The 25,163-nt window shown below is 43.0% G+C and carries 21 protein-coding genes; 8 read left to right on the top strand and 13 right to left on the bottom strand.

What is annotated here, in order from left to right; all coding sequences use genetic code 11:
* Window positions 1–114 precede the first annotated feature (114 nt).
* Window positions 115–759: a hypothetical protein gene (locus M23134_RS02800; protein WP_045112901.1), complete on the top strand. Its 645-nt coding sequence runs from the start codon at window positions 115–117 to the stop codon at window positions 757–759.
* Between the two features lie 69 nt (window positions 760–828).
* On the opposite strand, the gene M23134_RS40410 is transcribed toward M23134_RS02800, so the two are convergent.
* Both M23134_RS40410 and rpmB read right to left on the bottom strand, forming a co-directional pair.
* Window positions 829–1,818: a phosphoglycerate mutase family protein gene (locus tag M23134_RS40410; RefSeq protein ID WP_002693743.1), complete on the bottom strand. Its 990-nt coding sequence runs from the start codon at window positions 1,816–1,818 to the stop codon at window positions 829–831.
* Window positions 1,819–2,381: 563 nt separating this feature from the next.
* Window positions 2,382–2,633 carry a 50S ribosomal protein L28 gene (gene rpmB, locus M23134_RS02785; RefSeq protein WP_002693741.1) on the bottom strand — a complete coding sequence of 84 codons (252 nt, stop codon included), beginning with the start codon at window positions 2,631–2,633 and terminating at the stop codon, window positions 2,382–2,384.
* 361 nt (window positions 2,634–2,994) lie between these two features.
* Between rpmB and rocD the strand changes: the two genes are divergently transcribed.
* From rocD to M23134_RS37430, 4 genes are all read left to right on the top strand, one after another.
* Window positions 2,995–4,230: an ornithine--oxo-acid transaminase gene (rocD, locus tag M23134_RS02780; protein WP_002693739.1), complete on the top strand. Its 1,236-nt coding sequence runs from the start codon at window positions 2,995–2,997 to the stop codon at window positions 4,228–4,230.
* 454 nt (window positions 4,231–4,684) lie between these two features.
* Window positions 4,685–5,002: a hypothetical protein gene (locus M23134_RS02775; protein WP_045112899.1), complete on the top strand. Its 318-nt coding sequence runs from the start codon at window positions 4,685–4,687 to the stop codon at window positions 5,000–5,002.
* A 10-nt stretch (window positions 5,003–5,012) separates the two neighbouring features.
* A complete protein-coding gene (locus M23134_RS02770) occupies window positions 5,013–5,456 on the top strand; it encodes an energy transducer TonB (RefSeq protein WP_053337230.1) in 444 nt (147 codons plus the stop codon).
* Window positions 5,457–5,462: 6 nt separating this feature from the next.
* Window positions 5,463–6,479: a TonB family protein gene (locus tag M23134_RS37430; protein ID WP_002693734.1), complete on the top strand. Its 1,017-nt coding sequence runs from the start codon at window positions 5,463–5,465 to the stop codon at window positions 6,477–6,479.
* Window positions 6,480–6,624: 145 nt separating this feature from the next.
* Here M23134_RS37430 and M23134_RS02760 read toward each other — a convergent pair whose 3' ends face one another.
* The 6 genes from M23134_RS02760 to M23134_RS02735 all read right to left on the bottom strand — a co-directional run bounded on the left by M23134_RS02760 (window position 6,625) and on the right by M23134_RS02735 (window position 14,952).
* Window positions 6,625–8,136 carry a PP2C family protein-serine/threonine phosphatase gene (locus tag M23134_RS02760; RefSeq protein WP_002693732.1) on the bottom strand — a complete coding sequence of 504 codons (1,512 nt, stop codon included), beginning with the start codon at window positions 8,134–8,136 and terminating at the stop codon, window positions 6,625–6,627.
* A 414-nt stretch (window positions 8,137–8,550) separates the two neighbouring features.
* Entirely contained in the window at window positions 8,551–10,710 is a 2,160-nt protein-coding gene (locus tag M23134_RS02755) for a PP2C family protein-serine/threonine phosphatase (RefSeq protein ID WP_002693722.1), read from the bottom strand.
* Between the two features lie 327 nt (window positions 10,711–11,037).
* Window positions 11,038–11,307, bottom strand: a complete 270-nt coding sequence (locus tag M23134_RS02750; protein ID WP_002693720.1) for a hypothetical protein — start codon at window positions 11,305–11,307, stop codon at window positions 11,038–11,040.
* Window positions 11,308–11,735: 428 nt separating this feature from the next.
* Window positions 11,736–12,833, bottom strand: coding sequence for a glycoside hydrolase family 113 (locus M23134_RS02745; protein WP_002693718.1), 1,098 nt, complete (start codon window positions 12,831–12,833; stop codon window positions 11,736–11,738).
* On the bottom strand, window positions 12,818–13,702 hold the full coding sequence (locus M23134_RS02740) for a hypothetical protein (RefSeq protein WP_045112897.1): 885 nt from the start codon (window positions 13,700–13,702) through the stop codon (window positions 12,818–12,820). Before M23134_RS02740 ends, M23134_RS02745 begins: the two co-directional genes overlap by 16 nt.
* Window positions 13,703–13,866: 164 nt before the next feature.
* Window positions 13,867–14,952, bottom strand: a complete 1,086-nt coding sequence (locus M23134_RS02735; RefSeq protein ID WP_002693713.1) for a tetratricopeptide repeat protein — start codon at window positions 14,950–14,952, stop codon at window positions 13,867–13,869.
* 676 nt (window positions 14,953–15,628) lie between these two features.
* Between M23134_RS02735 and M23134_RS02725 the strand changes: the two genes are divergently transcribed.
* Both M23134_RS02725 and M23134_RS02720 read left to right on the top strand, forming a co-directional pair.
* Entirely contained in the window at window positions 15,629–16,975 is a 1,347-nt protein-coding gene (locus M23134_RS02725; protein ID WP_002693710.1) for an NAD(P)/FAD-dependent oxidoreductase, read from the top strand.
* A 4-nt stretch (window positions 16,976–16,979) separates the two neighbouring features.
* Entirely contained in the window at window positions 16,980–18,758 is a 1,779-nt protein-coding gene (locus tag M23134_RS02720; RefSeq protein WP_002693708.1) for a 4Fe-4S binding protein, read from the top strand.
* Between the two features lie 479 nt (window positions 18,759–19,237).
* Here the strand turns inward: M23134_RS02720 and M23134_RS02715 are convergent, their stop codons facing one another.
* The 5 genes from M23134_RS02715 to M23134_RS02690 form a co-directional block, all read right to left on the bottom strand.
* Window positions 19,238–20,725: a WG repeat-containing protein gene (locus M23134_RS02715; protein WP_198144973.1), complete on the bottom strand. Its 1,488-nt coding sequence runs from the start codon at window positions 20,723–20,725 to the stop codon at window positions 19,238–19,240.
* Window positions 20,718–22,484: an anthrax toxin lethal factor-related metalloendopeptidase gene (locus M23134_RS02710; protein ID WP_002693704.1), complete on the bottom strand. Its 1,767-nt coding sequence runs from the start codon at window positions 22,482–22,484 to the stop codon at window positions 20,718–20,720. Before M23134_RS02710 ends, M23134_RS02715 begins: the two co-directional genes overlap by 8 nt.
* 329 nt (window positions 22,485–22,813) lie before the next feature.
* On the bottom strand, window positions 22,814–23,095 hold the full coding sequence (locus M23134_RS02700; protein ID WP_002693702.1) for a hypothetical protein: 282 nt from the start codon (window positions 23,093–23,095) through the stop codon (window positions 22,814–22,816).
* Window positions 23,096–23,305: 210 nt separating this feature from the next.
* A complete protein-coding gene (locus M23134_RS02695; protein ID WP_002693700.1) occupies window positions 23,306–23,587 on the bottom strand; it encodes a hypothetical protein in 282 nt (93 codons plus the stop codon).
* 497 nt (window positions 23,588–24,084) lie between these two features.
* Window positions 24,085–24,291, bottom strand: a complete 207-nt coding sequence (locus M23134_RS02690) for a hypothetical protein (protein ID WP_002693698.1) — start codon at window positions 24,289–24,291, stop codon at window positions 24,085–24,087.
* A gap of 545 nt (window positions 24,292–24,836) precedes the next feature.
* Here M23134_RS02690 and M23134_RS02685 point away from each other — a divergent pair.
* A partial coding sequence (locus M23134_RS02685; protein ID WP_045112893.1) for a hypothetical protein occupies window positions 24,837–25,163 on the top strand: 327 nt, incomplete at its 3' end.

Raw genomic sequence — 25,163 nt, 5'->3', positions numbered from 1 at the left:
ATGAATGCCTCAAAACAAAAAGCCAAGGTAGCCTTACAAGCAACAAAGGCAGTTAGTAGTAACTATTAATGATCATTTATTCACAAAAAAACAACCCAATAAACTCAAAAAAACATGAAAAAGTTAACCCTATTACTCGTTTGTATATGTACCGTGTTTACCCTGCAAGCCAACAATGGAGATAAATACGAAAAAGCAATGAAAGCTAACCTGAGCAAATTGAAAACTGCTAAAACCAAAGCAGAATTACTTGCGGTGGCCAACCAGTTTGAGCGCATTGGCAATGCCGAAAGTAACAAATGGTTGCCTGGTTACTATGCAGCTTATTGTTACATAAGAATGGCCAGGCTTGAGAAAGAAGCAACTTCCAAAGATCAAGTGCTGGATAAAGCCGCAGCCCTGTTGGAAAAAGCAAACAAAATAGATAGTAAAAATTCGGAATTGGTCACCTTGGGAGCTTACCTTACCCTGACCCGCCTAAGCGTAGACCCAATGGTAAGAGGACGTGAATACAGTGGACGTACTTTTGCAAAAATAGGCAAAGCCAAAGCCTTGAACCCTGCAAACCCCCGACCTTATTTTATAGAGGCTATTCTGAAAATGAACATGCCCCCTGCTTTTGGCGGAGGAAAAGAGGCGGCTTGTCCTGTATTTAAAAAGGCTGCCAAAAAATTTGAGGCTTTTAAGCCTGGCAATGGATTGATGCCTGATTGGGGCAAAGAAACCAACGCTGCTATAATGAAACAAGGAGGTTGTTAGAAAAGTGACCATGTAAGTTTCAAGTAGCAAGTGCTTAAAATTTTGCTACTTGAAACTTTATCACCCGTGTTATTTCTTATCAATATACCTTGCCGGAATAGGTTGCGCTTTTGTTTCGCTGTTCCATAGAATATTTACTAACCACCAGCGACCATTTTCATACGACAACTGAATACTGTTGATGCCACGCATAAAAATAGCTCCGTCTTTGGTATGACGGCTCACATAGGTACTAAACACCTGGGCAATGTTGCCAAAACGTTCGGTTTTGCGCCCAATCTCTTCTTCAAAAAAACCTTTCCCTACCAAGTATGGTCCATTACGTTTGATATAGTCTTCTGGCGTCATAGATATAAACACCTGCTTGCCATTGGCACGAGTAGCTACTGCGTTCATACGGGCGGTGGGCTTCATCAATGAGCGAAAACGATCCCAGTTGCGTTTTTCGCCTTTGGCTCCAGATATTACCCCATACAAAGCCCTGATCATTCCATCAATGGTTTTTACATCAGCATCTGATGCCTTGTAGTCAGACTTGGGCTTAGGAAAAGTAAGTTTACTTGCTCTGCCATACTTCAGGTGCTTTACGGTTAGCTTGTCATCAGTGCCTCGGTGTACTTTTACCAAGTTATCATATACCGACTCGTTTAAGTCTTTGTAGCGGTCTTCTTTTACCAAGTGGTTTAAGAGAGAAGGCAACGTGTTAGAATGCCCCACTACCAATATTGCCTTGCCCACGTGCTTGTCAAACAACTTGCTCAAAAGTTGCCTATCACGGTAATCATAGTTTACTATGGCAAGGTTTTGCGCTTCTGCTACTGGCTCGCCTGTTTGCATGGTGCGTTTGGTTTTGGTAGCGTACACTGCAGCTATATTTTCTTTTTTCAATAATTTTTGCAATGCTTTAGCACGTTCTTTACCTGCTACGGTCAAGTCAGGATTGCGTCCCTTGTCCTTTTCGGCATGGCGTACCAAATAAATAGTAGTTTGTGCCCAAACCGACGATGCCGTCAACCCTAAAATAATCGCCCATATCAGTGTAGTACAAAGTTTTTTCATGGCATTAATAATATTTTATTTTCAACAATAAAGGTAAACACAAAGCCTCTGGTTGATGTGTCAAAAAGTGCTTTTTTCTTTAGGAATGTGATCGCCCCGTAAACGGGATTTCGGGCATAGCCCTCAACAATAACCCCGATAAGAAATCGGGACTTTGAAGCTGTCCGATTTAGAACAAATTAGCTTCGCAGAGCTTGAACTTCGTTCTGCGGTTCTCTTTACTGACTTTCGTTACCCCGGCAGTTCCGCCGGAACTACGAGATTTTTTTCGCCGTAGCACCGTCCCACGGTCTGGCTCAACATCCCCCGGATGTTGCCTTGCCTGCAAACCGATAGCTGCAGCCCTGCTGCGCTGAGCTCTGCCAAAGGCTAAAAGTGCCTCAGTCAGCCTTGAGTTTATGACCTCAATCTCGACACTTATTTTGAACATGTTCCTTAGCATCAGACATTTGTAGTAATAAATACCTGAATAGGGTCGAAAAGAAAATCGCTAATAGAGGTCATAATTGACCTGTATTAGCGACCGAAATACTTTAGTTGAAAAGTGGTAAAACTACAATAGATTATAGCAACACTTTTTTCTTTAAAAGACCTTTAGCTTTAGCTTCTTTTAATACTTCTTCAATACCTTTTTTGTTGATGGTACGAATAGCTTGAGTTGATACTTTCAAAGTAATCCACTCACCTTTACTTTCTAAAAAGAAGCGTTTTTTCTGCAAATTTGGATAAAACTTTCTTCTTGTTTTATTATTTGCGTGCGATACATTATTTCCTGACTGGGTTCTTTTTCCAGTTACTTCACAAATCCTTGCCATTGTTACAAAGCTTTAATATTCAATTATTTAATTGGATGTTAGAAAAGCGAGGGGGCAAATCTACAAAATAATCCTCAAACGATCGAAAGTTACCCTAAAAAAATTTGAATTCTTAGCAGAATTACACACTTGCTTAATCATTATAAACAAGACTTTTTAAAGCTTCCTTATTTTGACTAATTTTGAGGATACAATTTATATTTGATCACTTTTTAGGTACGACGTAGAGCCTGTGGTTGTAAGGGAATACCCAAAAAAATGGTGCACTTGCTGGGAGAGCGAAACCGCTGCGAAGGAAAAGTGCCTTATTTTTTATTCCCTAAAAAGTTGACACAAACACACAGTTAAAATAATTATTAGTATGATACAGACAATAACCTCAAGTCAAGAGGCCATCGATTTGGAGTACAAGTATGGAGCACACAACTATCACCCATTGCCAGTGGTACTGTCTAAAGGCGAGGGTGTGTATGTATGGGATGTAGAAGGTAAAAAGTACTTTGACTTTTTATCTGCCTACAGTGCAGTAAACCAAGGACATTGTCATCCTAAAATTTTGAGTGCGTTGGCAGAACAGGCACAAAAGCTAACGCTTACGTCGCGTGCGTTCCACAACGATGTACTGGGACGTTATGAAGAATACATTACCCAGTACTTTGGCTACGACAAAGTATTGCCTATGAACACTGGCGTAGAAGGAGGAGAAACCGCCTTGAAACTTTGCCGTAAGTGGGCTTATACTGTCAAGGGTGTACCTGCCAATCAGGCAAAAATCATTTTTGTAAAAAACAATTTCTGGGGGCGTACCTTGGCTGCAGTGTCTTCATCGACCGATCCGGTGGCAAAAGATAACTTTGGTCCTTATATGCCTGGTTACGAAATCATTGATTACAACGACTTGTCTGCTTTAGAAAAAGCCCTGGAAGACCCCAACGTAGCAGGCTTTATGGTAGAGCCTATTCAAGGCGAAGCCGGAGTAGTAGTGCCTGATGAGGGTTACTTAAAGAAAGCCTACGAAATGTGTAAGGCTAAAAACGTGCTTTTTATTGCCGATGAGGTACAAACAGGCATTGCCCGCACGGGTAAAATGCTGGCTTGTGATTATGAAGGCTTTCAGCCAGATATTTTGATTTTAGGCAAAGCTTTGTCAGGAGGTGTCTTCCCAGTATCGGCTGTTTTTGCCCGCGACGAAATCATGTTGAGCATCAAACCTGGTGAGCATGGTTCTACCTATGGAGGAAACCCATTGGCTTGCGCAGTGGCCATGGCAGCCCTTGAGGTAGTAAAAGAAGAAAAACTTGCCGAAAAATCTTTCAAACTAGGCAACATTTTCCGTGAGCGAATGAATGCCTTGATTGCCAAGTGTGACTTAGTAACTTTGGTAAGAGGTAAAGGTTTGTTAAACGCTATTGTAATCAACGACAGTGAGGATAGCAGCACTGCCTGGGACATTTGCATGGCGCTTAAAGAAAATGGTTTACTTGCCAAGCCTACGCATGGCAACATTATCAGATTTGCTCCTCCTTTGGTAATGACCGAAGAAGAGTTGCATGAGTGTGCTGATATTATAGAACAAACTATTTTAGAGTTTAAGTAATGGACAAAAAATAATCTTTCGATTTAGGAAGTGACCTTTACTACTGATACTTCGTTATTTTTATTGCTCGTAGCGCTGCTACGAACGCAAAAACCGATAGCTACAGCTTCGCTGTGCTGAGCTCTGCCAGAGGCTAAATGCCTCGCCTCAGTGGTAAATCTCTATCTCCAAATGGATACCTTATTTTTCAACCATTACTAAGAAGTAATATCCCTACTTAGCACTTGTTTAGTAAAAATAACAATTTAAATAAGTGCCAAGAGGCTGTCTCATCATCATTGAAACACTTCACTATGTTTTTTAAAAAAAATAATGGGGGTATTTAATGGGTGAGACAGCCATTTTATATTAAAAATAACACGTTTTGTTAAGACTTCTCTGCCTTTTATTAGTTATCATATTATCGGGTTGCCAAACCAATCCCTTGTATCAACCATTGGCTAAGTGCAAAGCAATGGATTTGGTTTTTTACAAGACAAGGAAAAACCCTAATAAATTTAACATCAAGGTAACTGATAAACACCTGGTAAATGATATGTATGTATATTATATCACCACCCAGGATGTGCCCTTAAAAAAACAACCCTATGATGGTGAGATTGTATTTAAATATCACAAACAAAGTGTATTAAAGGCTCACTTCTCTTTGCATCCTAATTGCCATTATGTACATTTTACCCTACACGGTAAAACTTATACCCGAAAACTTAGCCCAGCAGGAATAGCCTATTTAGAAACTGTACGCGCGGTGAAGTTAGTTATACAGCATTAGAATTAAATTCATGAAAAGCATATACCTGGTTTTTTTTGTTTACGGTGCTACTTTACTGTCGGGGTGCCTAAAGCCCAATACGCAAAGCGTTGAGGAGATGCGCACTGACAAAAAGGAGGGAACGGACAATGATAATAAAATTTATATAGTACCTGAAAAAAACGCCGCACCAGTAGGAGGTTTGAGGGCGTTATATAAACACATACAAAAAAACCTGCAATACCCCGAAAAAGCCATCAGGCGTGGACTCGAAGGGCGGGTGTTTGTAGAGTTTGTGGTAGAGAAAAACGGCACAGTGAATCAACTGCGGGTATTGAAAGGCATAGGGCCTGAGTGCGATCGTGAAGCCATACGTTTGATTCAGAGCTTTGACAAATGGATACCTGGTGAGCACCATGGCCAAGTAGTCAGGGTCAAACAATCGTTTCCAGTGGTGTTTAAAATTGTAAAATAAAAGTGTATGTACCAAAAACAAGGGATAATATGGGTATTGTTATTTTTACTGGGTGGCAATACAAACACCTGGGCACAGTCTACCCCCAAACTATTTAGATCAAAAAATGGATTGATGGGCTATAGAGGGCACTTAGGCGAAGTACGCATTCCACCACAATTTAGCAAAGCCCGCCCCTTTGCCGAAGGGCTGGCAGCTGTGCAAAAAAACGGGCAATGGGGGTTTGTCAATACCCAAGGCAGGTATGTCATAAAGCCTTTGTACCAGCAGGTGTTGTCGTTTAGGGCAGGGTATGCCAAAGTAGGACGCAGCAATCTATGGGGCTTGGTAAACAACCGGGGCAAATTGGTTGTACCAGCAGCCTACAGTCAACTTACTTATGTATTGGCTCCAGAAAACACACCCACCCCTATAGTAAGAGCCAAGCAAAACGGTTTGTTTGCTTTGTTGGATAAAGCTACTGGCAAGCAACTGACACCTTTTCAATACCAATATTTAGCGCCTCGTTTGATGGGTCAGCGACTGAAAGCAAAAAACACCCAGGGGAAATATGGCTTTTTGAACAAAAATGGACAACAAGTAATTGCTTGCCAGTATGATGAGGCAACAGATTTTGTCCAAGGTAAAGCCTTGGTAAACAAAGCAAAAAAGCAGTTTTATATCAACACTTCTGGCGGCTTTCTGCGCATGTATGACCCCAAAAAAGACGCCCCAGTGTTTGTGGTGGTAGAACAGCCACCCACTCCTCAAGGTAGCAGCGCTCAAATGGCAGCATACCTCGAAAAAAACTTGCAATACCCTCCCGAAGCTAAAGCTAACCACACCAGTGGCATCGTTATCTTGCAGTTTATTGTAGAGTCAAACGGACAATTGAGTCATTTTAAAGTGTTGAGGGGTTTGGGCAATGGTTGCGACAAAGAAGCCATTCGTTTGCTCAAAGGGTCGTCACCGTGGAACCCTGGCAGACAAAGAGGCAAGGCGGTAAGGGTAAAAAAAACATTTGTAGTGCGTTTTTCTTACTAAAAATTTAGTATTACCAGCGCTACACTCTGTTAAGCTCATTACAGCAAGTTACCCGATAAATCGGCAATAAATTCGGTTCACGGGTAGCTAACAAACTTATAGGGCACTTATTTTCCATCAGTTATAAATAAAATCTATTGATTCATCAAACCCTTACCCCAATCAACAGTATATCGTCGCGTTGGGTAGTACCCTCCATGTGTTGTTTTAAGCTATTTTCAAGCAGCAATTTTTGTTCAGCCGTAGGCAAGTGAGCCGCATCACTTAGTATACGTAGTACCTTTTTGGTACCTAGTTTTTTACGCTTTTTGTCATTTTGGTCTTCTATGCCGTCACTGCCAATATAAAACATACTACCCGGAGGCAAGCATACACTTTGGTTAGTAAAATGAATACTTCCGGGTTGTATACCTCCTACCGACTTTCTGGTGCCTTTGAGTATAGTATATCCTGACTGGTTGGGCAATGTATAATAAAATGAATTTTTGGCACCACAAAACAACAATTGACAACCGTCAGAGGTATGTTGCCAGGCGCATACAGTCAAATCCATGCCATAATTATTACGCCCAGCTTCTTGTTTAAGTAATTGTACAATTTCGGTGTGTAAAGTATTGATGATAGTTGCCGGATCTGTGATTTTTTGCTGGAGTATCACCTTGTCCAGTAAGTTGTGCCCAATCAATGAAATAAAAGCACCCGGCACCCCATGTCCAGTACAGTCAACCGAAGCCAACACTGTTTGCCCCTGCACTTTGCTCACCCAGTAAAAATCGCCACTGACTACATCTCTAGGTTTGAACACAATGAAATGATCGCCCAGTAACAATTGTAAACTATGGGCATTGGGCAAAATTGCTTGTTGAATCACTTGAGCTGCCCTAATACTATGGCTAATTTGATTGTCGCGGTTTTCGAGTGCCCGATTTTTAACCTCTATAAAATCGCGTTGGGCAATAATTTCTTCCTGGTTTTGAATAAGTTCTTCGTTTTGGGTGGCAATCTCTTCTTGCCGCTCCTGAAGCACCATATTTTGGACAATCATTTCTTCTTGTGCCTTTTCCAGCTTTTCGTTTTTTTGAGCCAACACCAGGCTATAAAGTTGATTTTGTTTGACAAAATAGTAAATGATAGAAATTACTATGGCGATGCAAAGGCATACACTTACAAAATTATATATGGGGTCAAACTGTACTTTACCTAGCAATTGGGGAGCCGTAAACGCAATGATAAGGTAAATGACAGTCACCGATATAGAAGCCGCTGTCCACCAAAAAGCACTTTTGTTATTTACAAACAAAAATGCCCCACATGGAAAAGCCACCAGCCAAATCAAATCCATAGAATATATACCCCCAGTATCTATCACAGATACATTAAGCGCCAAAAAACCAAACGTGATCAATGCATTGGCGGCAATTTTCAGATTACCGGTTTTTTTGAAATATACAAGCAATAAAAGCGAAAAAACAAAGAGTATAAATGTAGCTATAAAATTACTGGTGGGCGTAGGAACAACAGTAAGGTAAAGCAAAATCATTATTAGACCCAGTAAGGATACTGCCACCCCCGAAAACACAAAAATGCGGGCTTTGGTTTTCTCATTATCGTCTCCAATGAGGTGGTGTGGGATACATTGTTCAATGAGTTGTTTCATTGTGAGGACTACTGTAGGGGTTATCAAATAGTTCGGTTTGAGCCAAGCTCTGGTATACACAAAATAATCGCATATACCCTGCCTTTCAATAATCACATATTGTTCCAAAGCCTGTAGGTAACCAGAGTAGTTAGGAGGATTTTTGTGCCATAAAGTGAAAGTAGAGAGGTGCCAGGTGTTTTGCAGCGTGAAAACTTTCGTGGGCCAAACTAAGCCCTAAAAAATAGTCTTTGGCAAAAGAAACTTGAGCGAATACAATCAAAAGAAAATGAAGGCAAACACACTATATCCTTTCTTTGTTGCACTTACCCCTATTAAAAAATACATGTAAGCTTACATTTTAAATAAATCAGGCACTTTGCTGATTTACCAGGTATAAGGAGTTTGTTACAAACAACAAGCATAAAAGAGTTACTAAAGTCTGATTCCAATAAATAAAATATCGTCGCGTTGGGACACCCCCCTCATATGCTCACCAAGGGCCTCTTCCAGCCTTTGTTTTTGACTGGTCAGAGGTAAATGTACTATCTGATTCAATAGTTCAGTTACTCGCCTGCTGCCAAACTTCTTACGTTGCGGGTTGTTTTGGTCTTTGAGCCCATCACTGTTGGTATACAGCATAGTGCCCACAGGCAATGTAATAGATTGGGTATTAAAACTCACTTTTTTAGGCTGAAACCCTCCTATTGATCTCCGATCACCTTTGAGCTCTTGAATGATCATATCAGTACCTTGAGTGGCATAATAAAGTGAATGTTTGGCTCCGCAAAAATTCACTTCATAGTTCACATCGTCTGTTTTTTTCACAGTAAGCAACGACATATCCATTCCATAATTGTTGTTGGTGCCCTGTTGCCTCAAGGTGTGAAAAATTTCGTTATGCAAGCGCGATAGTACCTCGGCAGGATCTAATATTTTATATACCCTGATAATTTTGTCAAGCAAAGTATTGCCAATGAGCGACATAAAAGCACCTGGCACCCCATGCCCGGTGCAATCTACTGTGGCAAGAAAAGTAGTACCTTCTATATCGTTGAGCCAGTAAAAATCGCCGCTCACTACATCTTTGGGTTTATAGAGAATAAAATGATCAGGAATGAGTTTATCCAGTTTTTCCTGATGAGGCAATATGGCCTGCTGAATAGCTTGAGCAGCTTTAATGCTTTGCGAAATGAGGTAGTTGCGCTCCGAAAGCTTTTTATTTTGCTGGTCAATGGCATCTCTTTGGGTTTCTATTTCTTCGTGTTGCAACATGAGCGCCTCATTTTGCATTTGAATTTCGTGATTTTTATCTTCCAACTTTAAGGTACGTTCTTTCACCTTTTGCTCCAGCAACGTATTTTGCCCGGCCACCAAGCGTAGTTGTTCGGCTTGCGCCAAACGTTTGCCTTCTTCGCTTGCCTTCATTTTTTGCGCCAAAGCCATTGTAAACAATATTGCCTGAATTGCATGCCCAATAAGCGCCACCATAGATGAGTTGTTGCTGGTATTGTGCATCATTACTTGAATAAAATTGATGCTACTAAATATACTGATTTGTAAAACGCCAGTAATGAACAAAAAACTGCCCTTGAGTTTTTTGCGGTAAGCTGCTATACAAAAGAGGGTGATCAAAGGCAAAGTAAAACTGTATACAGCCTGTATTATTATTAACAGCATGCCCAGATTAAACGTACTGATGGTCACGATTAGGGTAGCAATAGCAAGTATAAAGTGTAATTTAATGAGCACGGTAAAAATGCTATGCCAGGTCTTGAAATGCTTTTTGGTATTGAGAAATGCCCTCATCAGTAAATACAGAAATGCCGTATGCAAAGCCAGAGAATTGATCCAGAGCCCTTCGTTGATGTGGGGGGTTTCGCCTAGAAAAAACTCCGGTATAATGCCATATACGGAGGCATAATACACCGACAGTCCTATAAAATACGCAGGGGCATAAAACTGTTCTTTGTATTTGAGTAAAACAAACAAGCTCAACTGATAAATGATAAGCGTCCAGAAAATGGCATGAAATATACCCTGTACAAGGTTTCGTTGTTTGAAACGCGCTCCCCAGGTAGCTTGGGTATACAATACAGGTACAAAGTTTACCAAACGATGATCAACATTGTATAAGCGGAAGTACACTGTTATTGGTTGTTGATCTGATTTTTCGGGCAACACCAAAGGGACAGGTGCATTACGCCCTTCTTTTATTTTTTTTTGTGACAAAGGTACCAGTCTTCCGGTTTTTTCTTCGATCAGTCCTTGTTGGCTTTCTATGTATACCTCACCATAGTTGGCCGAGCCCAGGTACAACACAAAACTTTCGTCGTAGTTTAGGTGGCTTTGCAAAGTAAGGCGCCCCCAATAAGCCTCATGAGGATGAAATTTTTTATTGAATTTACTAAAAAGGATAAAAGGCTGATTTTTAACGGCCGGGTACTTAAGTTGAAGGGTTGAGTCGGCGAGGATTTCTAAGGATTGACTGAGGGAGTGAGTAGCTTGTTTTTGTGAGACGATGTAGGTTTTTTGTGCCGATGAACCATAGCAGGTAATAATAATTACCAACCAGGTAATAATGATTCTGTTCATAGTAAAAGTTCGTATAAAATAGTAAGGCTTACGCGTCTTATTGTTCTATGTAACGGTATAAAACAATTCAGGTTATGGTAGACAAGCATATACTGAAATCCTCCCCGCCTCGGGCAGTGTCCCCACGCCCGATCGAAACCTCAAATTACCACCACATTCGCGAAGGTTTTACGTTTTTAACTTGGCTCGTTTTGCAAAAACAAAATTTTAAACTCAGCTAAAGTCAAGAGTTAGGGTACAATAGCCTGAAGCTTTTTTAACACCTCAAAATATAGCAAATTCAATAAAAAAGCCCTCTGAAATAATCATCAGAGGGCTTTTTTATCATTATTTATTTTGCTGCAAATACTGCCAAACCTCTACGTTGTTGCTGAGATGGTGTATATGAGTTGACATCAACCGTAGTTGGTCTGCCAGTTTTTTGGGGGTTGCCAAGTCTTCGGCAGGTTGTGCGCGTGTTTCTAACAACTCTTGAGCATCAAAAATCAACACCTCAAGCCGAGCCATTAGGTTTTGCTGAAATAAATCTAAAATCACGTCTTGAAGGTCGAGCGCGGGGCAGGTTTGTTGCCCATTCAAATTTTGATTAACTTGCATATTGTAAATGTTAATTTGTTTGCAAAAAGCCCTTGAGGTAGTCTTCCAAAACTTACACCTCTTGGGCTTACTTTCACCTTGAAAGTATAGACAAATATAGTGAAATCTCCCGCCTTTTGCAAGAAAAAATACTAGCTTAATAAATTGGTAATCAAGGTATTAACCAACACAAGGAAGTTGTTTTTTGGGCTTGAATTGCCTACGATGGCACACGTGAGGACGACGTGCACCAGCAAGAACCAACACGAGGCAGTTGTTTTTGGGGCTTGTTTGCTCTCGGCTAGGGCAACCATTCCGATAAACCGCGAACTTCCATTGCATTACAGCAAGGGATTGCCCCTACGTTTAGCCTCTTGATTTAGCTTTAAATAACGGTATGTCAAACATTTTTAAAACTTCGTACAGCCCTAATTCTTAATTAAAAAACTTCAACCTTTACCTAACATCTCCCCCATTTTTTTATACCACAAGTTCAGTACTTGTTCGGCGGGTTTGTGTTGGGGCGAGTAGCCTGTATGGGTAGTAGCGTCGATAGGGTGAACATTTTCGTCAAACCATTTCCAGACAAAGCCTCCGGCAAACCAAGGTTGAAGCATAAAAACTTGAAAAAGCGCCTCCAGTGCCTGGGCTTGCCCGGCAAGGTTTACCTTTTGACGGTGGTTGCCTGATTCCCAAGGCTTGTTGGCGGTATGGTCGATGCTGCGGTAACCAAACTCAGTAAAAAGTACTGGCTTGTGGTGGCGTTTTTGTACCTGGCTTATTTCATTCAACCAACGTTGCCAGCCTGCCTTGAGCTGGGGCAAGGTAGGGGTAGCGGCTTTTGTCAAAGGAAAGTAGGCATCTATGCCTATGTAGTCGAGCATTGTCCAATAAGGAAACCGTTTGTACTCGTCCCAATTAGCCGCATAGGTAAGCTTGCCCCGGTATGCCTTCCTTATTTTTTCGATCAATTGTTGCCAAAACCGGGGCTGCGCTTTTACAAAACTTTCTAACTCGGTGCCTATGCAAAACAACTCTGCCTGCAGCGAGTCGGCAAGGTGAGCATAGTGCAAAATGTAGGCTTCGTAAGACTTTGCCCAAGCCTGCCATCGGGCAGTAGATCCAAAACTAAGTGTACCCGTAAAACCACCCCGAATGATCCATAAATGAGGTTTGAGCATCAATTTTAAACGTTGTTGGCGGGCATATTTAGCATAAGCAATCATTCCTTGGGTGGTTTCGCCCTGCCATTGTTGGGGGGTGTCAAAATGTATTTGGGTAGAATCTTTGAAACAAAAAGCATAGGGCACTAATGCTACCCAGTCGGCATGTACACGCTGACGTATAGGAGCAAAGGTTTGATCATTGGGTGGTTGGGCAGCACTTACAAAACTCACTCCGTCAATTTTTTTCATCGGTTGATGAATAACTCTTTCGTTTGGTTGCCTGGTATGCCTTGCCTCGGTCTTGGGGGAGGTTTGACAAGCAGTGGTGACCCATATTGCCATCCAAACAGCCCAACCCCAATGTTTCAAAACCTGATCCATCGCACACCAAAGTTAAAGGTTTCGCCAGCCCCTTGATTTTTACCCAGCACATATTTCTGATAATCAGCTTGTAGCTCAAGGGCACCCGGCACAATTTGCCAACGCAAGCCTATGCCCAAGTCGCCCCAGTAGCCGCTACGTTGGGGCTGTTGCCACTGCTGATGGAACGTAAAGCCTGCTTGCAAATTTGCACTGATTACGGGCGAGGCAAAATAACTCAATATTCCCCGAAAGGGTAGCCTCAAAATGCTGTTTTGCTCACTGCTTGTTTTGGGCAACGACCACCACACCCCTGCTTGCAAAAAAGTATAGAGTTTGTCGGCTACTACTTGATCGAAGTAGATTTCGTTGACCCACCAAAAATGATCTTCGGCAAGAAAAGGCTGCACAATATCAATACTTTCCAGATTGGGGGTCAGCGGAATAAGTATTTTGCTCACCAGCGACCAACGTTTTTTGTCGGGTTGGGGCGACCAACGAACACCCGCTCCTGCATAAGTCAAAGCAGTACGTATACTGTCTGAGCCAGTAAACTGGTATACTTGCAATGGAGAGTTTTGGGGCAAATCTGCCCGTACCGACTTCAGCCATATTTCGGTATCTAACTGTAGGTGCTTGCTTATACCATAGCTAAAGTGATGTTGCGAGGTAAAATAAGTAATCCGCTCGCTGCTCTCAAATCTCACTCCATCGTTGGCATACAAGGCTTTTTGGGTATAGAGCAGGTTCCAGAAACGGTAAGCAAATTGCCCTTTTTTAAGCGCAACGGCAGGCGTGTAATTTTGCAGGTTGTGCAAAGAGTCGGTTTGACCTTGGCTCAAATGTACCAAGCCTACAAGTAAGCCCAGCAGTAGTAGTGTTTTTTTCATATTGACAATAGTAATGAAAGGTGTTTGCATACAAAACCTAGCACTTGATAAATGATTTAAGATATATACCTTAGTGCATTAGGTACTAAGTTACTCACATATTATTTGGCGACTTATTTAATCCCTAATGCACTAGTACCTTATCCTCTAAGTAAATGCACCATTTATTTTGGATGAGGTACTAGTCCAACGGCCACTTCCAAATACTTTTGAATAACTACCCTTGTACCTTCGCTCAGGTCTTGTGTATTGTTAAACCAACGCATCAAACTATCAAAATCCCAATCTACAGTTTCTGCCAACTGCTTTGCTATATAAAGTCGTTTTTCCAATGCATCTATCGCTTGGGTGTGCCCCAATATACAAGCCAACACCAACTGTAAAATATCAGTGGCAAGCGCATACGCTGATTCATCAAACAAGGTGCGATTTCGCATCATCATTTGCCACGCTTTTTCATAGCCACCAGCACACAAATAAATCTCGGCAAGGATAGCCTTGTAGGTAGCATCGTGTGGGTCTTTGTTAATGGCAAGCTCAATATAGTGTGTGGCTTGTTCCAGGTTGCCCAGGCTAAAATACACATCGCCCACATTGCCATACAGCGCCGCAATGTTTGGGTCAAGGCTAATGCCTTTAAAGTAATCTTTCAAAGCCTCTTCATACCTTTTCAGGTAATTATAACTGTTGCCCCGGTCGTTATAATGCCAGGGATCATCCGGTTTAAGCCTAATGGCCTGCGTAAAATCCTTAATTGCCAATGCATACTCCCCCATTTCGTTGTAGTTAAGTCCTCGGTTATAATAACTATATTTATATCCAGGATCGGTCACCAATGCTTGACTGTAGTCGACCAATGCCTGCCAATAGAGTTTCAAATCGTTTAGATTAATGCCTCTGCGGTTGTAATAGCTGGCGTCTTCTCCGTAGCTTGCCAGGTTTTGGGTGGCCCAAATTACTTGTTGTACCCACGCTGCCTCTTGACTATTGGTGGGGTACAACAGGCGTGCCTGTTCAAAATAGGCGCACGCTGTCTCAGTGCTTCTCTCTATAGTGTCTACATACCCCAGCGCCACATACGCCAACCCATACTCAGGGTTAATGTCAATGGCTGCCTGATAATCAAGTTTTGCCTGGGCATAATTACGGTGCCTGAAATAATATTCTGCCCGCATAAAACGCGCTTCATCATTGTCGGCATCCAGTGCTATTTGTTCGTTTAACTGGTCTATATGAGGTAAGTTAGGCATTTAACAAATATTTAGGATTTTAGTGAAAAAGAGCAATGCGTTGCTATCAGTACTCTCATAATCAAATACTTAATACTTTCAAGTAAAAAACTTCTGTCATCTACCCGACAAAAATATCTCCCCGAACCACTTATATTGCCTTCAGGTTACCAAAGTCAAACACCTATTCTCTTAATTTTTTGTGAATGAAGTGTATTCAATTGCAATGCTAACTGAAATATAGTAATTTAAAATGTAATTATGAGGGGGGAAGGTATTGTTCTATTGCTTGATGGTACACGAAGCAAGTTTTTAATTGGGAACGAATCAAGAGTTATTGCCAATGGGTGCGAAACAATACCCCAAAACAAGCCGTCGTCTATCTTTAAACAACCAAGTGATAACTGTTTAAAAATAGTCACCGATAGCACAGGGTGTAACACCGATATGCATCAGCTTAACTATGGGGTGTATAAAACATTAAAAATCAGTGGCTACTTACAGAGTACCCTTGCGAATTGTTGCCTGTACCTTGAAACTACAGAAGCTTCTATCTATCAATTTTATAAACCACTAAAAGCCAATGTACTATAAAATCAGTAGCTACTTGCAAAGCATGGGGCACTTGTGGCTTGTCGCTTGAAGCTTGCCCCTGTAGGAGCTCCCAACTACTAACACCCAAAAACCACTAAAAAAAATGAAACATATTGTCATTATCGGGAATGGTATATCGGGGATTACTACTGCTCGCCACGTGCGTAAAAACAGTGATCATCGCATTACAGTAGTATCTGCCGAGTCAGATCATTTCTTTTCGCGTACTGCCTTGATGTACATTTATATGGGGCACATGCGCTACCAGGATACCAAACCGTATGAAGATTGGTTTTGGGAAAAGAACCGAATCGCCCTCAAAAAAGCGTATGTACAACGGGTAGACACTGACCGTAAAACCCTGTATTTGAACAATAACGAAACCCTCGATTATGATGTGTTGGTGCTTGCAACGGGATCAAAGCCACGCAAATTTGACTGGAAAGGTGTAGATGCCAGAGGGGTACAGGGTTTGTATAGCTTACAAGACCTGGAGATGATGGAGCAAAACACTAAAGACATTAGGCGGGCAGTGATAGTGGGGGGAGGACTTATTGGGGTAGAAATGGCAGAAATGCTGCAAAGCCGCCAGATAGAGGTTACTTTTTTGGTGCGTGAAGATCGATTTTGGGGTGGGGTAATGCCTAAAGAGGAGGGCGAACTCATTAACCGCCACATGACGCACGACCACCACGTAGACTTACGCTTGCAAACCGAACTCAAAGAGATCGTACCCGATGCCAATGGGCGGGTGCAGCATATCATTACCCATAATGACAAGAAAATTGATTGCCAGTTTGTAGGGCTTACCATTGGGGTGGTGCCCAATATAGATTTTTTGCAAGGTTCAGAGATTGCCCTCAACCGGGGCATATTGGTAAACCGTACTTTAGAAACCAACATACCCGATGTATATGCTTTGGGCGACTGTGCTGAGTTTACCGAACCTTTTGCCAACCGACGCCCCATAGAGCAAGTATGGTATACAGGAAGAATGATGGGCGAAGCACTTGCCCAAACTTTGTGTGGCAAACGCACAGAGTATAAGCCCGGAATTTGGTTTAACTCTGCAAAGTTTTTTGATATAGAATACCAAACCTATGGCTGGGTATGGAACGAACTTAAAGAAAACGAACGGGCTTTTTATTGGGAACACCCCAACAAGCGTATTAGTTTGCGTCTGGTGTATGAGGCAAGCAATCAGCAATTGCTGGGCATCAATGTATTTGGCATACGCTTACGCCACGAGGTATGCAACGACTGGGTTGCTCAGGGAAAATCAGTAGCGTATGCCATTGCTCACCTGAAGGATGCCAATTTCGACCCTGAGTTGTATACCCAACACGAGGCCGCCATTATAGCCGCCTACAACCAGCAAACCGGGGAAAATATTCGACTCAAGAAAAGAAGCTGGAAAAGAATTTTTAACCGCAAAAAACAATACATTTAAAATTATGAACATTCAAAAAATAGGGCTAAGCTTATTTTTGGTGGGCTTTATTGCCTTTATTGCTACTTTAAGCCTGGGCGAATATCAGCTTACCCCAGAGGTGCTCAAAACCACCGTGACCAATGCCGACAAACGTGCGGCACTTACGCCCCAGGTAGACCCCATGTTTCGCAAGCGGTTTGGCGACCAGTTTAACTTTGTGGCCAATCTGAAGGGAGGGTTTGAGCTTGCCAATGCCGAAATCAAACAAAAGTATGCCTTTAGCCAAGCAGAAATAGACGCAATTGCCGCCAAAAATGGAAAAAAATACAGTAAAAGCCCTATTGATGAGCTTTACCCCAAAGGCAACGAACTCAACGACTTTAAAAACAAAGCGCTCAAAGACTATACAGGTTGGCTAGAGTCGCAAAGCTTTGCCGATGCCAAGGCACTCAAAGAAAAACTGACTACTACCATACAAAACATCAACAATGATGTAATCCAAAAAAAGGGGTTTAGTAGCTACGAAATCAAAAACCTGCTTTTTTCTATTACCAAAGCCTCCAGCGACGGATGGGTAGCCGCTCATCCTGCCCTGTGGTTTTTGCTCACTATAGCATTGGCGGCTGTGGGTGGCTTGCTTTATATTTTACCCTCGCTCACCTCCTTTCCAGGCATCAAAAACAATGGCGTATTTACTCATCCAGGCACTTCGCGCGGATGGATAGGTATTTTGGTGGGGAGTTTTCTCATTAGCTTTTACATTTTTTTGTATTGGTTTCCCGAATATATTACCAGCTGGGTGCTCATGGTAGACCCTCTCAGCAACGAACTCAGTGGCAACCCGGCAAGCCAATGGTTTTTGTATGGTTTGCTATACTGTGTAGCTATGTTGGTCATGGGCGTACGTATGGCAGTAAAATACCGCCACAACCGCTACCAATTGGTGCGCACAGCTTCGGTAGTCTTTTTCCAGTTGGCCTTTGCTTTTCTTATTCCCGAAATATTGGTCAGGTTCAACCAACCTTATATGGACTTTAAGAACATCTGGCCGCTTGACTATGATTTTTTCTTTGCTTACAACATAGACGGAATGGTAAAAGCCGGAACCTTGGGTATTTTTATGCTGGGCTGGGGCATTGCTTTATTTGCTATAGCTGTACCCATTATGACCTATTTCTTTGGCAAGCGTTGGTATTGTTCGTGGGTGTGTGGGTGTGGCGGACTTGCCGAAACTTTGGGCGATCCTTACCGTCAATTGTCCGACAAATCGGTAAAAGCCTGGAAGGTAGAGCGTTACCTTATTCATAGTGTATTGGTGTTTGCAGTAGCCATGACTGGACTTACTTTATATACTTACTTTACGGGGGCATCGCAAGTGTTATTTTTAGACACTTACATGGTACAAAAGGTTTATGGCTTTCTGATTGGGTCGGCATTTGCCGGGGTAGTGGGTACAGGCTTTTACCCCTTGATGGGTAACCGGGTTTGGTGCCGTTTTGGTTGTCCGTTGGCGGCCTATATGGGCATTGTGCAACGCTTCAAGTCGCGTTTTCGCATTACTACCAACGGGGGTCAGTGCATTTCTTGTGGCAATTGCTCTACCTATTGCGAAATGGGCATAGACGTTCGGGCTTACGCCCAAAAAGGACAAAACATTGTGCGCGCCTCGTGTGTGGGTTGTGGGATATGTGCCGCTGTATGCCCACGTGGTGTGCTCAAGTTAGAAAATGCTCCCGAAGATGGACGCATTCACGACCAACCCATCTTGATTGGGAACGACAGTATTGACCTCAAAAAGTAATTTGTGCTCTCTTACGTCTAATTTCCAATATGCCTATAACAATAGTCCATAGTATTTAGTCGATAGTCCATAGCTGATTCGAGTAAATGTTCACCTTGTTAAATGCTGTAAACCAGTATTTTATATTAAGATTGAGTACTCACTTTATTTTTAAAAGTGTTTCGGTTTTATGCCTAAACACCCAATTAAATAGTTTTTAAATTCATCAATGACTGATCACCAGCAAACAACTTTGACTAAAATCACTGCGGAGTATTGTATACAACACCCCGCTCTTTTAAATCTTCCAAAAGAGGCTTAAAAGCTTAAATACAGGGAAGTCTCCAGGCTTCCTTGCGTAGCAACCTCGCATAGTACTTGACCAAAGGCTGCATTCGCAGATTAAAAACCCCGAACTTGTTTTCGGGCGAAGTTAGGAAACTTCTATTCATCAATGGTGTCAAGTCGCCCTACGGGAAAATTTGACACAGCGGGGACTTTTATTTTTCAACACAATAAAAATCAGATACTTCTTCAAACCTGGGCTTAATCATCCACTCGCCTTTTTTGTTGATAAAACCCCAACGATGGCTTTTGAGGTCAGAAATAGAAGCAGGTGTAAGGACTAACTTGCCGTTTTTCTCTTGCACAAAAGTAAGCGAGTCGGCAGGGGCTAACACCCTTGCCCAGCCCTGTTGAAAATGGGAAGCAATGATAAAGTTACCTTGTATAGCAACACTGCCATCTGGTCTAATAAACATATATCTATCTCTGGGTTTTTTTTGCGCTGCGGCTAACCCTTCACTAAACTCCCCTATTTCATCATACTTGGTAGCAATCGTCATTTTGCCCATGGTATCTATCAACCCAGGCACCCCTCTTGAGAATTTATCAAAGTATAGCAAATGGCTATAATCCCAAGGTATGTCGTTTTCATCACGAATTGACTTGTTGATTTTATACCAATGCTGGAAGCTTTTTCCCAGTATTTTGGCAAGCCCGTGGTGATCAAAGGATTGCAAAAAATATTCTCTGGCAAGGGGTAAAACAATTTTGCCCGAAGGCAAAGCTACCAAGGTTCGCTTACGGGGCTGATGAATGGCAGTTTTGCCAGGGATTAATTGCCACACCACGGCACGGTTTGCCCCCAATAGTTGCACATACTCGTATTGGGGCTTGAGCACCCATTGCCCCGCCTCGGTCATCACCCCCCATTTGCCCGTGGTGTCTTTCACCACCAAACGCCCCTGCACCCTTTGGTAGTAGTTTATGTCAGGGTAGCGGTTGGGCACTACCCACTTGCCTTGGCGGTTGATAAGCCCATACAAGCTGTCTTTTTGGGCAATTGCCAAGCCATTGACAAAATACCCTATGTGTTGGTAGACAGGGGGTATCTCCCAACCACCTTGGCGGTTGATGCCTCCATACAAACCATCCTTTTTTACCATTGCCAAGCCGTTTACAAAGTGTTTTACTTGTTGGTGACTAAGGGCAATTACTTCTTTGCCTTGGGCATTGATAAAACCCCACTTGCCTTGGCGCTTGACTGCCACAAGCTCCTCCGAAAAATCGCCCATACCATCGTATTTAAGAGGAACGATCCAATTGCCTTTGGCATCAATGCAACCAACTTCTTTAAATCTAAACTCAGGCAATACTATTCGAGCTTTTAATAGCCTGTGATGGTTCATTGTGCTTATTTTCAATGTATCAGGGACAGTGTACATTACCTTGCCTTTAAAATCAATCAAGTACGCTTTCTGTTTGTCTCCAGTTTGTGCACAAGCTTTTAAAACTTCATCATTCAAAAAATACAAGTCGTCATATTTAGGGGCTACCACCCACTCTCCTTGGCGGTTGATCACCCCCTTTTTACCGTGAAAAGTAGCTATAGCATAACAACGAGCGGGGTACGGGGTGGTGGGACGCACCACACAAGCTGTACACGCCCCGCTTAGCACTAGATAGAGCAGTAGGTTTCTAATCATCAGAGGTAGGTTTAGGGTAATGGGTTTTGAAGTATTGGTATACATGGGGGCTCAATAGTTGTAGGGTTTTGGGTTCGGTGATATACAAGGCAAAAGCTTCGGCAAAGTTTTCCAGGTCGTTTTTGTTCGAGTACTTGGTGAGCAAGGGGGCATCTAGTTGGGCTGCTTTGCTAAACTCGGTTTCGTACACTGGAGCACGCTTGGTATCGGTTTGCCCGCTTAACCTTGGGGTATTTTTATACACCTTTTGCTGGGCTTCCCAGGCTTTTTTGGCTTGGGGGTCTTGGGGGGCTTTTTTGTGTTTTTCTCTAAGCTGGTCGCGTTTCATGCGAGCTTTAGCCACCTCTTTAAGATCTATGGCGTGCCCCAACTCATGAATAATGGCTTCCTCGGCCTGGGGTGTAAAGGTGTCGCTGCCCTTGTCGCCAAACACCAACACATTGTCGGCGTTGATCATTCCATTATATACCGAAATTGTATGGTTTTCGAGGTGGTACCTTGCCACTGCCCAGCCTGCTTGTATTTTCACATGTTGTCCTGTCTTACCAGTGGGGGTAGGGACACCTATACAAGCAAAGCCACGTTTGAAAAACGCTACCCCCGCTATGCGCTCTAGCATGGCAGGGGTCATCTTGAGCAAGGCACGGCGTATATGGGTTTTGTCTTGGGGGCTAAACGGCAAAAAAGACTGGGCATGTAGCTTTTTCATATCCACTTTTTTCTTTTTATCCTTATCCTTTTTTTCGTTGCCCTTTTTATCATTGTCCACTCCTAGCTTAAACACCTTACTGCTCGACGCATCCACGGCTTGCTTCAGGGCTTGGCTATTGGCTTGTTCCCGGGCGGTGGGTTGGTGGATGCTTATGTGATAGTTTTTCATGAGCTGGGCAGCTTTAGCCTCGGCTTGCTCGGTGAGGGGGGCTTGTTTTACCTCGCCCAGCTCTTCTACCAACAGGGTTTTCTCAAAGTCGGCGTGCCGCAACGAGGTAAAGCGGTATGCCCACACCTTGCCCCCATACTTGGTACTAGTGGGCGATTCTTTAGGGGCTATTTTTGGGGGAATTTGCCCAAAGTCTATTTTAAAGGTCATCATTTCGTTGAACTTCTCTATGTCAGAAAAAAACGTTTCTGCCAAATGCTCAAACACCCGCCTAAGTTCCTTGGGTATGCCCGGGGTATGCATAAAGCTTACTTCGGTGGCTTTGCTATAGTCTGCCGCAAGCGACTGGTTGGTCTTTTTGAGGTTGGGGTTGGTATACTTTACCACTTGTTGGCGGGTGGCAGGGTCTATTTCGCTTAGCTGGTTGGGGGTTACTTTTACCATTGCTTTGGGCAATAGCACCTGGTAGGGTTTGGTATGCCAAATGCCCTTCTTGTCTTTCTCTTTGACGGGTGCCTGGCATACATAGCCATTGGGCATTACGTCTGCAATGTACACCTCCACACCAGCCCTTACGTTTACCTCTTTGTCTTGCCCCACTACCTTTACCTTAGCCGCGCTCAGGGTTACCCCGTGTTGGGGTTTGCTGGTTGCTCCACTTCTGTTGATAGGCACTTGCTTTGCCTTATGAAGCGCATGCTTGCTGCGGTGGGGTGGGTGTTTGCTCTCTATAGGGGGCAAGTCGCCGCCTACCGTGGGTATGCTTGGGTTATGGGTTTGCCCGGTTTTTTTCTCAGGCGCTTTTGGCTTTTTCTGTACAGGTTGCTGTGCCTGCGTTTGATCCTGGCTGTTATCCTCTTGTGGTATTTTTTTGTGCATGGGTTAAGTCTGATAAGGTATAAAGTTAATATTTTTTTCAGTAAAAATTACGAATTTGAGAATTGCGAATTGGGCGAAGCCGTTAGTAATTACGAGTTTGAGAATTACGAATTACGAATTGGGCGAAGCCGTTAGTAATTACGAATTTGAGAATTACGAATTAGCTAAAGCAGAGCTTGACCTAAAGGTCTGCGGTTACGAATTGGGCGAAGCCATTCATACTTTAGTCCGGAGTTGGTAGTCGGTAGACCATAGTTTTTAGCCTAACTTTGCGACCATTAGTTAAAGCAGAGCTCCCTCTGGTCGGTTCGTAATTAAACAATTCATAATTAACAAGCTTCTTCCGACTGCATCTCTACTACCTCGTGGCGGCTAATGCTGAAGTGCTCGCATACCTCGTTGTAAAACTTGGCGCGGGCTTCGTGGCTGGCAAAGGCAAGGCGGTGCTTGCCACCGTTTACCATTTGCAGTCGCACGGCGGGCTGATCCCACCAAATGTCGGGCGTAATGCCTAATATCGCCTCCATTTTTAGCAAAGTAGGCGCCTGGTGGGGTGGGTGTAGCTCTATTGCCGCTATTTGGTCGGCTTGGTGTTGTTGTTTTTTAGTCATTGTATTGTTTTTTTGATTGTTGTATTATTAAGCCGTTAGCTTTTAGCTTTAGCCTGTCGCAAATGGCTCACGCGTCTGTTTTTTTAATGCTCAATCCTTTTGGTTCATAGACCCTAGTTTTTAGCCTCGCTTTGCGAACATTCGTAATTAGCTAAAGCAGAGCTCCCTGCGGTCGGTTCGTAATTGAACCATTCGTCATTCGTAATTAGCTTATTTTGTACGCTCGCTTATCAGTTGCCCCAATAGTTGGTTATACTCCTCATAAAACTTTGCCCCTAGCATAGCAAGGGCAGCCCTGGCAAGTATGGCGTCTCGTTCGCTGAGGGGTTCGTTGTTTTGCAGGCGAGTTTGCAGCTCCTGAAAAAACACCAAACTATTGGTGTAGCGGGCAGGCATTTGTTTTGCCTGTGGGTAAGCGGCTTTGCCCTCTCTTGGCAACTGGGGCACAGTATGCCGCAGCCTTTTCCAGTACTTTTTTATTGCTTGTATCATGTGGTGGTTTATTGTTTAATTTTTAACCTTATAGTTTTTAGTGGCAAATTTGAGAATTACGAATTTGGGAATTACGAACCGACCGCAGGGAGCTCTGCTTTAGCTAATTACGAATTGGGCGAAGCCGTTAGTAATTTGGTCCAGAGTCGGTAGACCATAGTTTTTAGCCTCGCTTTGCAAATATTAGGAATTACGAATTTGAGAATTACGAACCGACCAAAGGGAGCTCTGCAAAGCTAATTACGAATTGGGCGAAGCCATTCATACTTTAGTCCGGAGTTGGTAGTCGGTAGACCATAGTTTTTAGCCTCGCTTTGCAAATATTAGGAATTACGAATTTGAGAATTACGAACCGACCAAAGGGAGCTCTGCAAAGCTAATTACGAATTGGGCGAAGCCATTCATACTTTAGTCCGGAGTTGGTAGTCGGTAGACCATAGTTTTTAGCCTCGCTTTGCGAACATTCGTAATTCGTAATTGAACCATTCGTAATTAAACTAACTATTGATCAAATCTTCTATAGCCGCTTCGGTCATGGTTTTCTCATAGGGGCTCAAGGGTTCGCCCCGCCTCAGCTTGGCTATAGTACGGGCGCACACCTCCCGGCAATACTCTAGTTTGGCTTCGCGCACCTTGTTTGCCTGGGCAAGGGGCACAGGCTCCCCGGTAGTGGGTTGTTTTCGTTTCTTTCTGAATAAATTCATGTTTTTCGTATGGTTGAGTTTTTAGTTTTTTTTGTTTTTTGATTTAGCCATTGGCTTTTAGCCTTTGTTTGAGCTTTAATTTAGTTTTTAGCCATTAGCTTTTAGCCTTTTTTTAACTACTGACTACTGACTACTGACTACTGACTACCGACTCCCGACTAAAAAGCTCCCAACTATAAGCTAAAGGGCAGCCAGCAGCCACCCCTTAAGCTGTGCTTAATGCAATAGTACACCCACACTACGGCGCACCATTTACTTCGAGGGAAAGAGGGTAGTTACTTACCCTCTGGTTTTTAGAAAAAACTGATTCTGAAGCCCTACACCCTGCAGTATTGGGCGTATAAAACTTCGCTACGTTTGAGGCAAATGTAGGAGGCAAAAACATACCACGCAAGGGGTGAAAGTGAGGTTTTTTCGGGTGTCCTCGCTATTTGACGCAGGGACAAACCTAAAAATAAGTAGCTGAATTTTAGTGAGTTAGCCAACAAAATAACGGGGACAAACGCCCGTCAGCTGACGGGTGTTTGTCAAGCTTTCCTGGATGAGTGGGCGATGCAAGTACAGCTACTGCAAGCGCAGCTACCATTGGTAGTATCAGTAGTTTTACTGTAACTAATAATGGCACTGGATATACAAATACCCCTTTTGTGATTATAAAAGATGCTACTGGACGTGGTGCCCAAGGGCAAGCAATACTTGGAGCTACTACCTTTGATAGGGTGCTGGTATTGGATGGGGGTAAAAACTATACTGCAACCCCCACAGTAACCATTACTGGTGGAGGCGGTACCGGAGCCACGGCTACGGCTGCTATTTCGAGTGGTGAAGTAACCAATGTGGTCATTAACAATGGAAGCTCGGGTTATGGAGCT

The organism is Microscilla marina ATCC 23134, from assembly GCF_000169175.1.
Taxonomy (GTDB): domain Bacteria; phylum Bacteroidota; class Bacteroidia; order Cytophagales; family Microscillaceae; genus Microscilla; species Microscilla marina.
The sequence above is the reverse complement of the archived record's forward strand: the minus strand, read 5'-3'. Positions and strand labels throughout refer to the sequence as shown.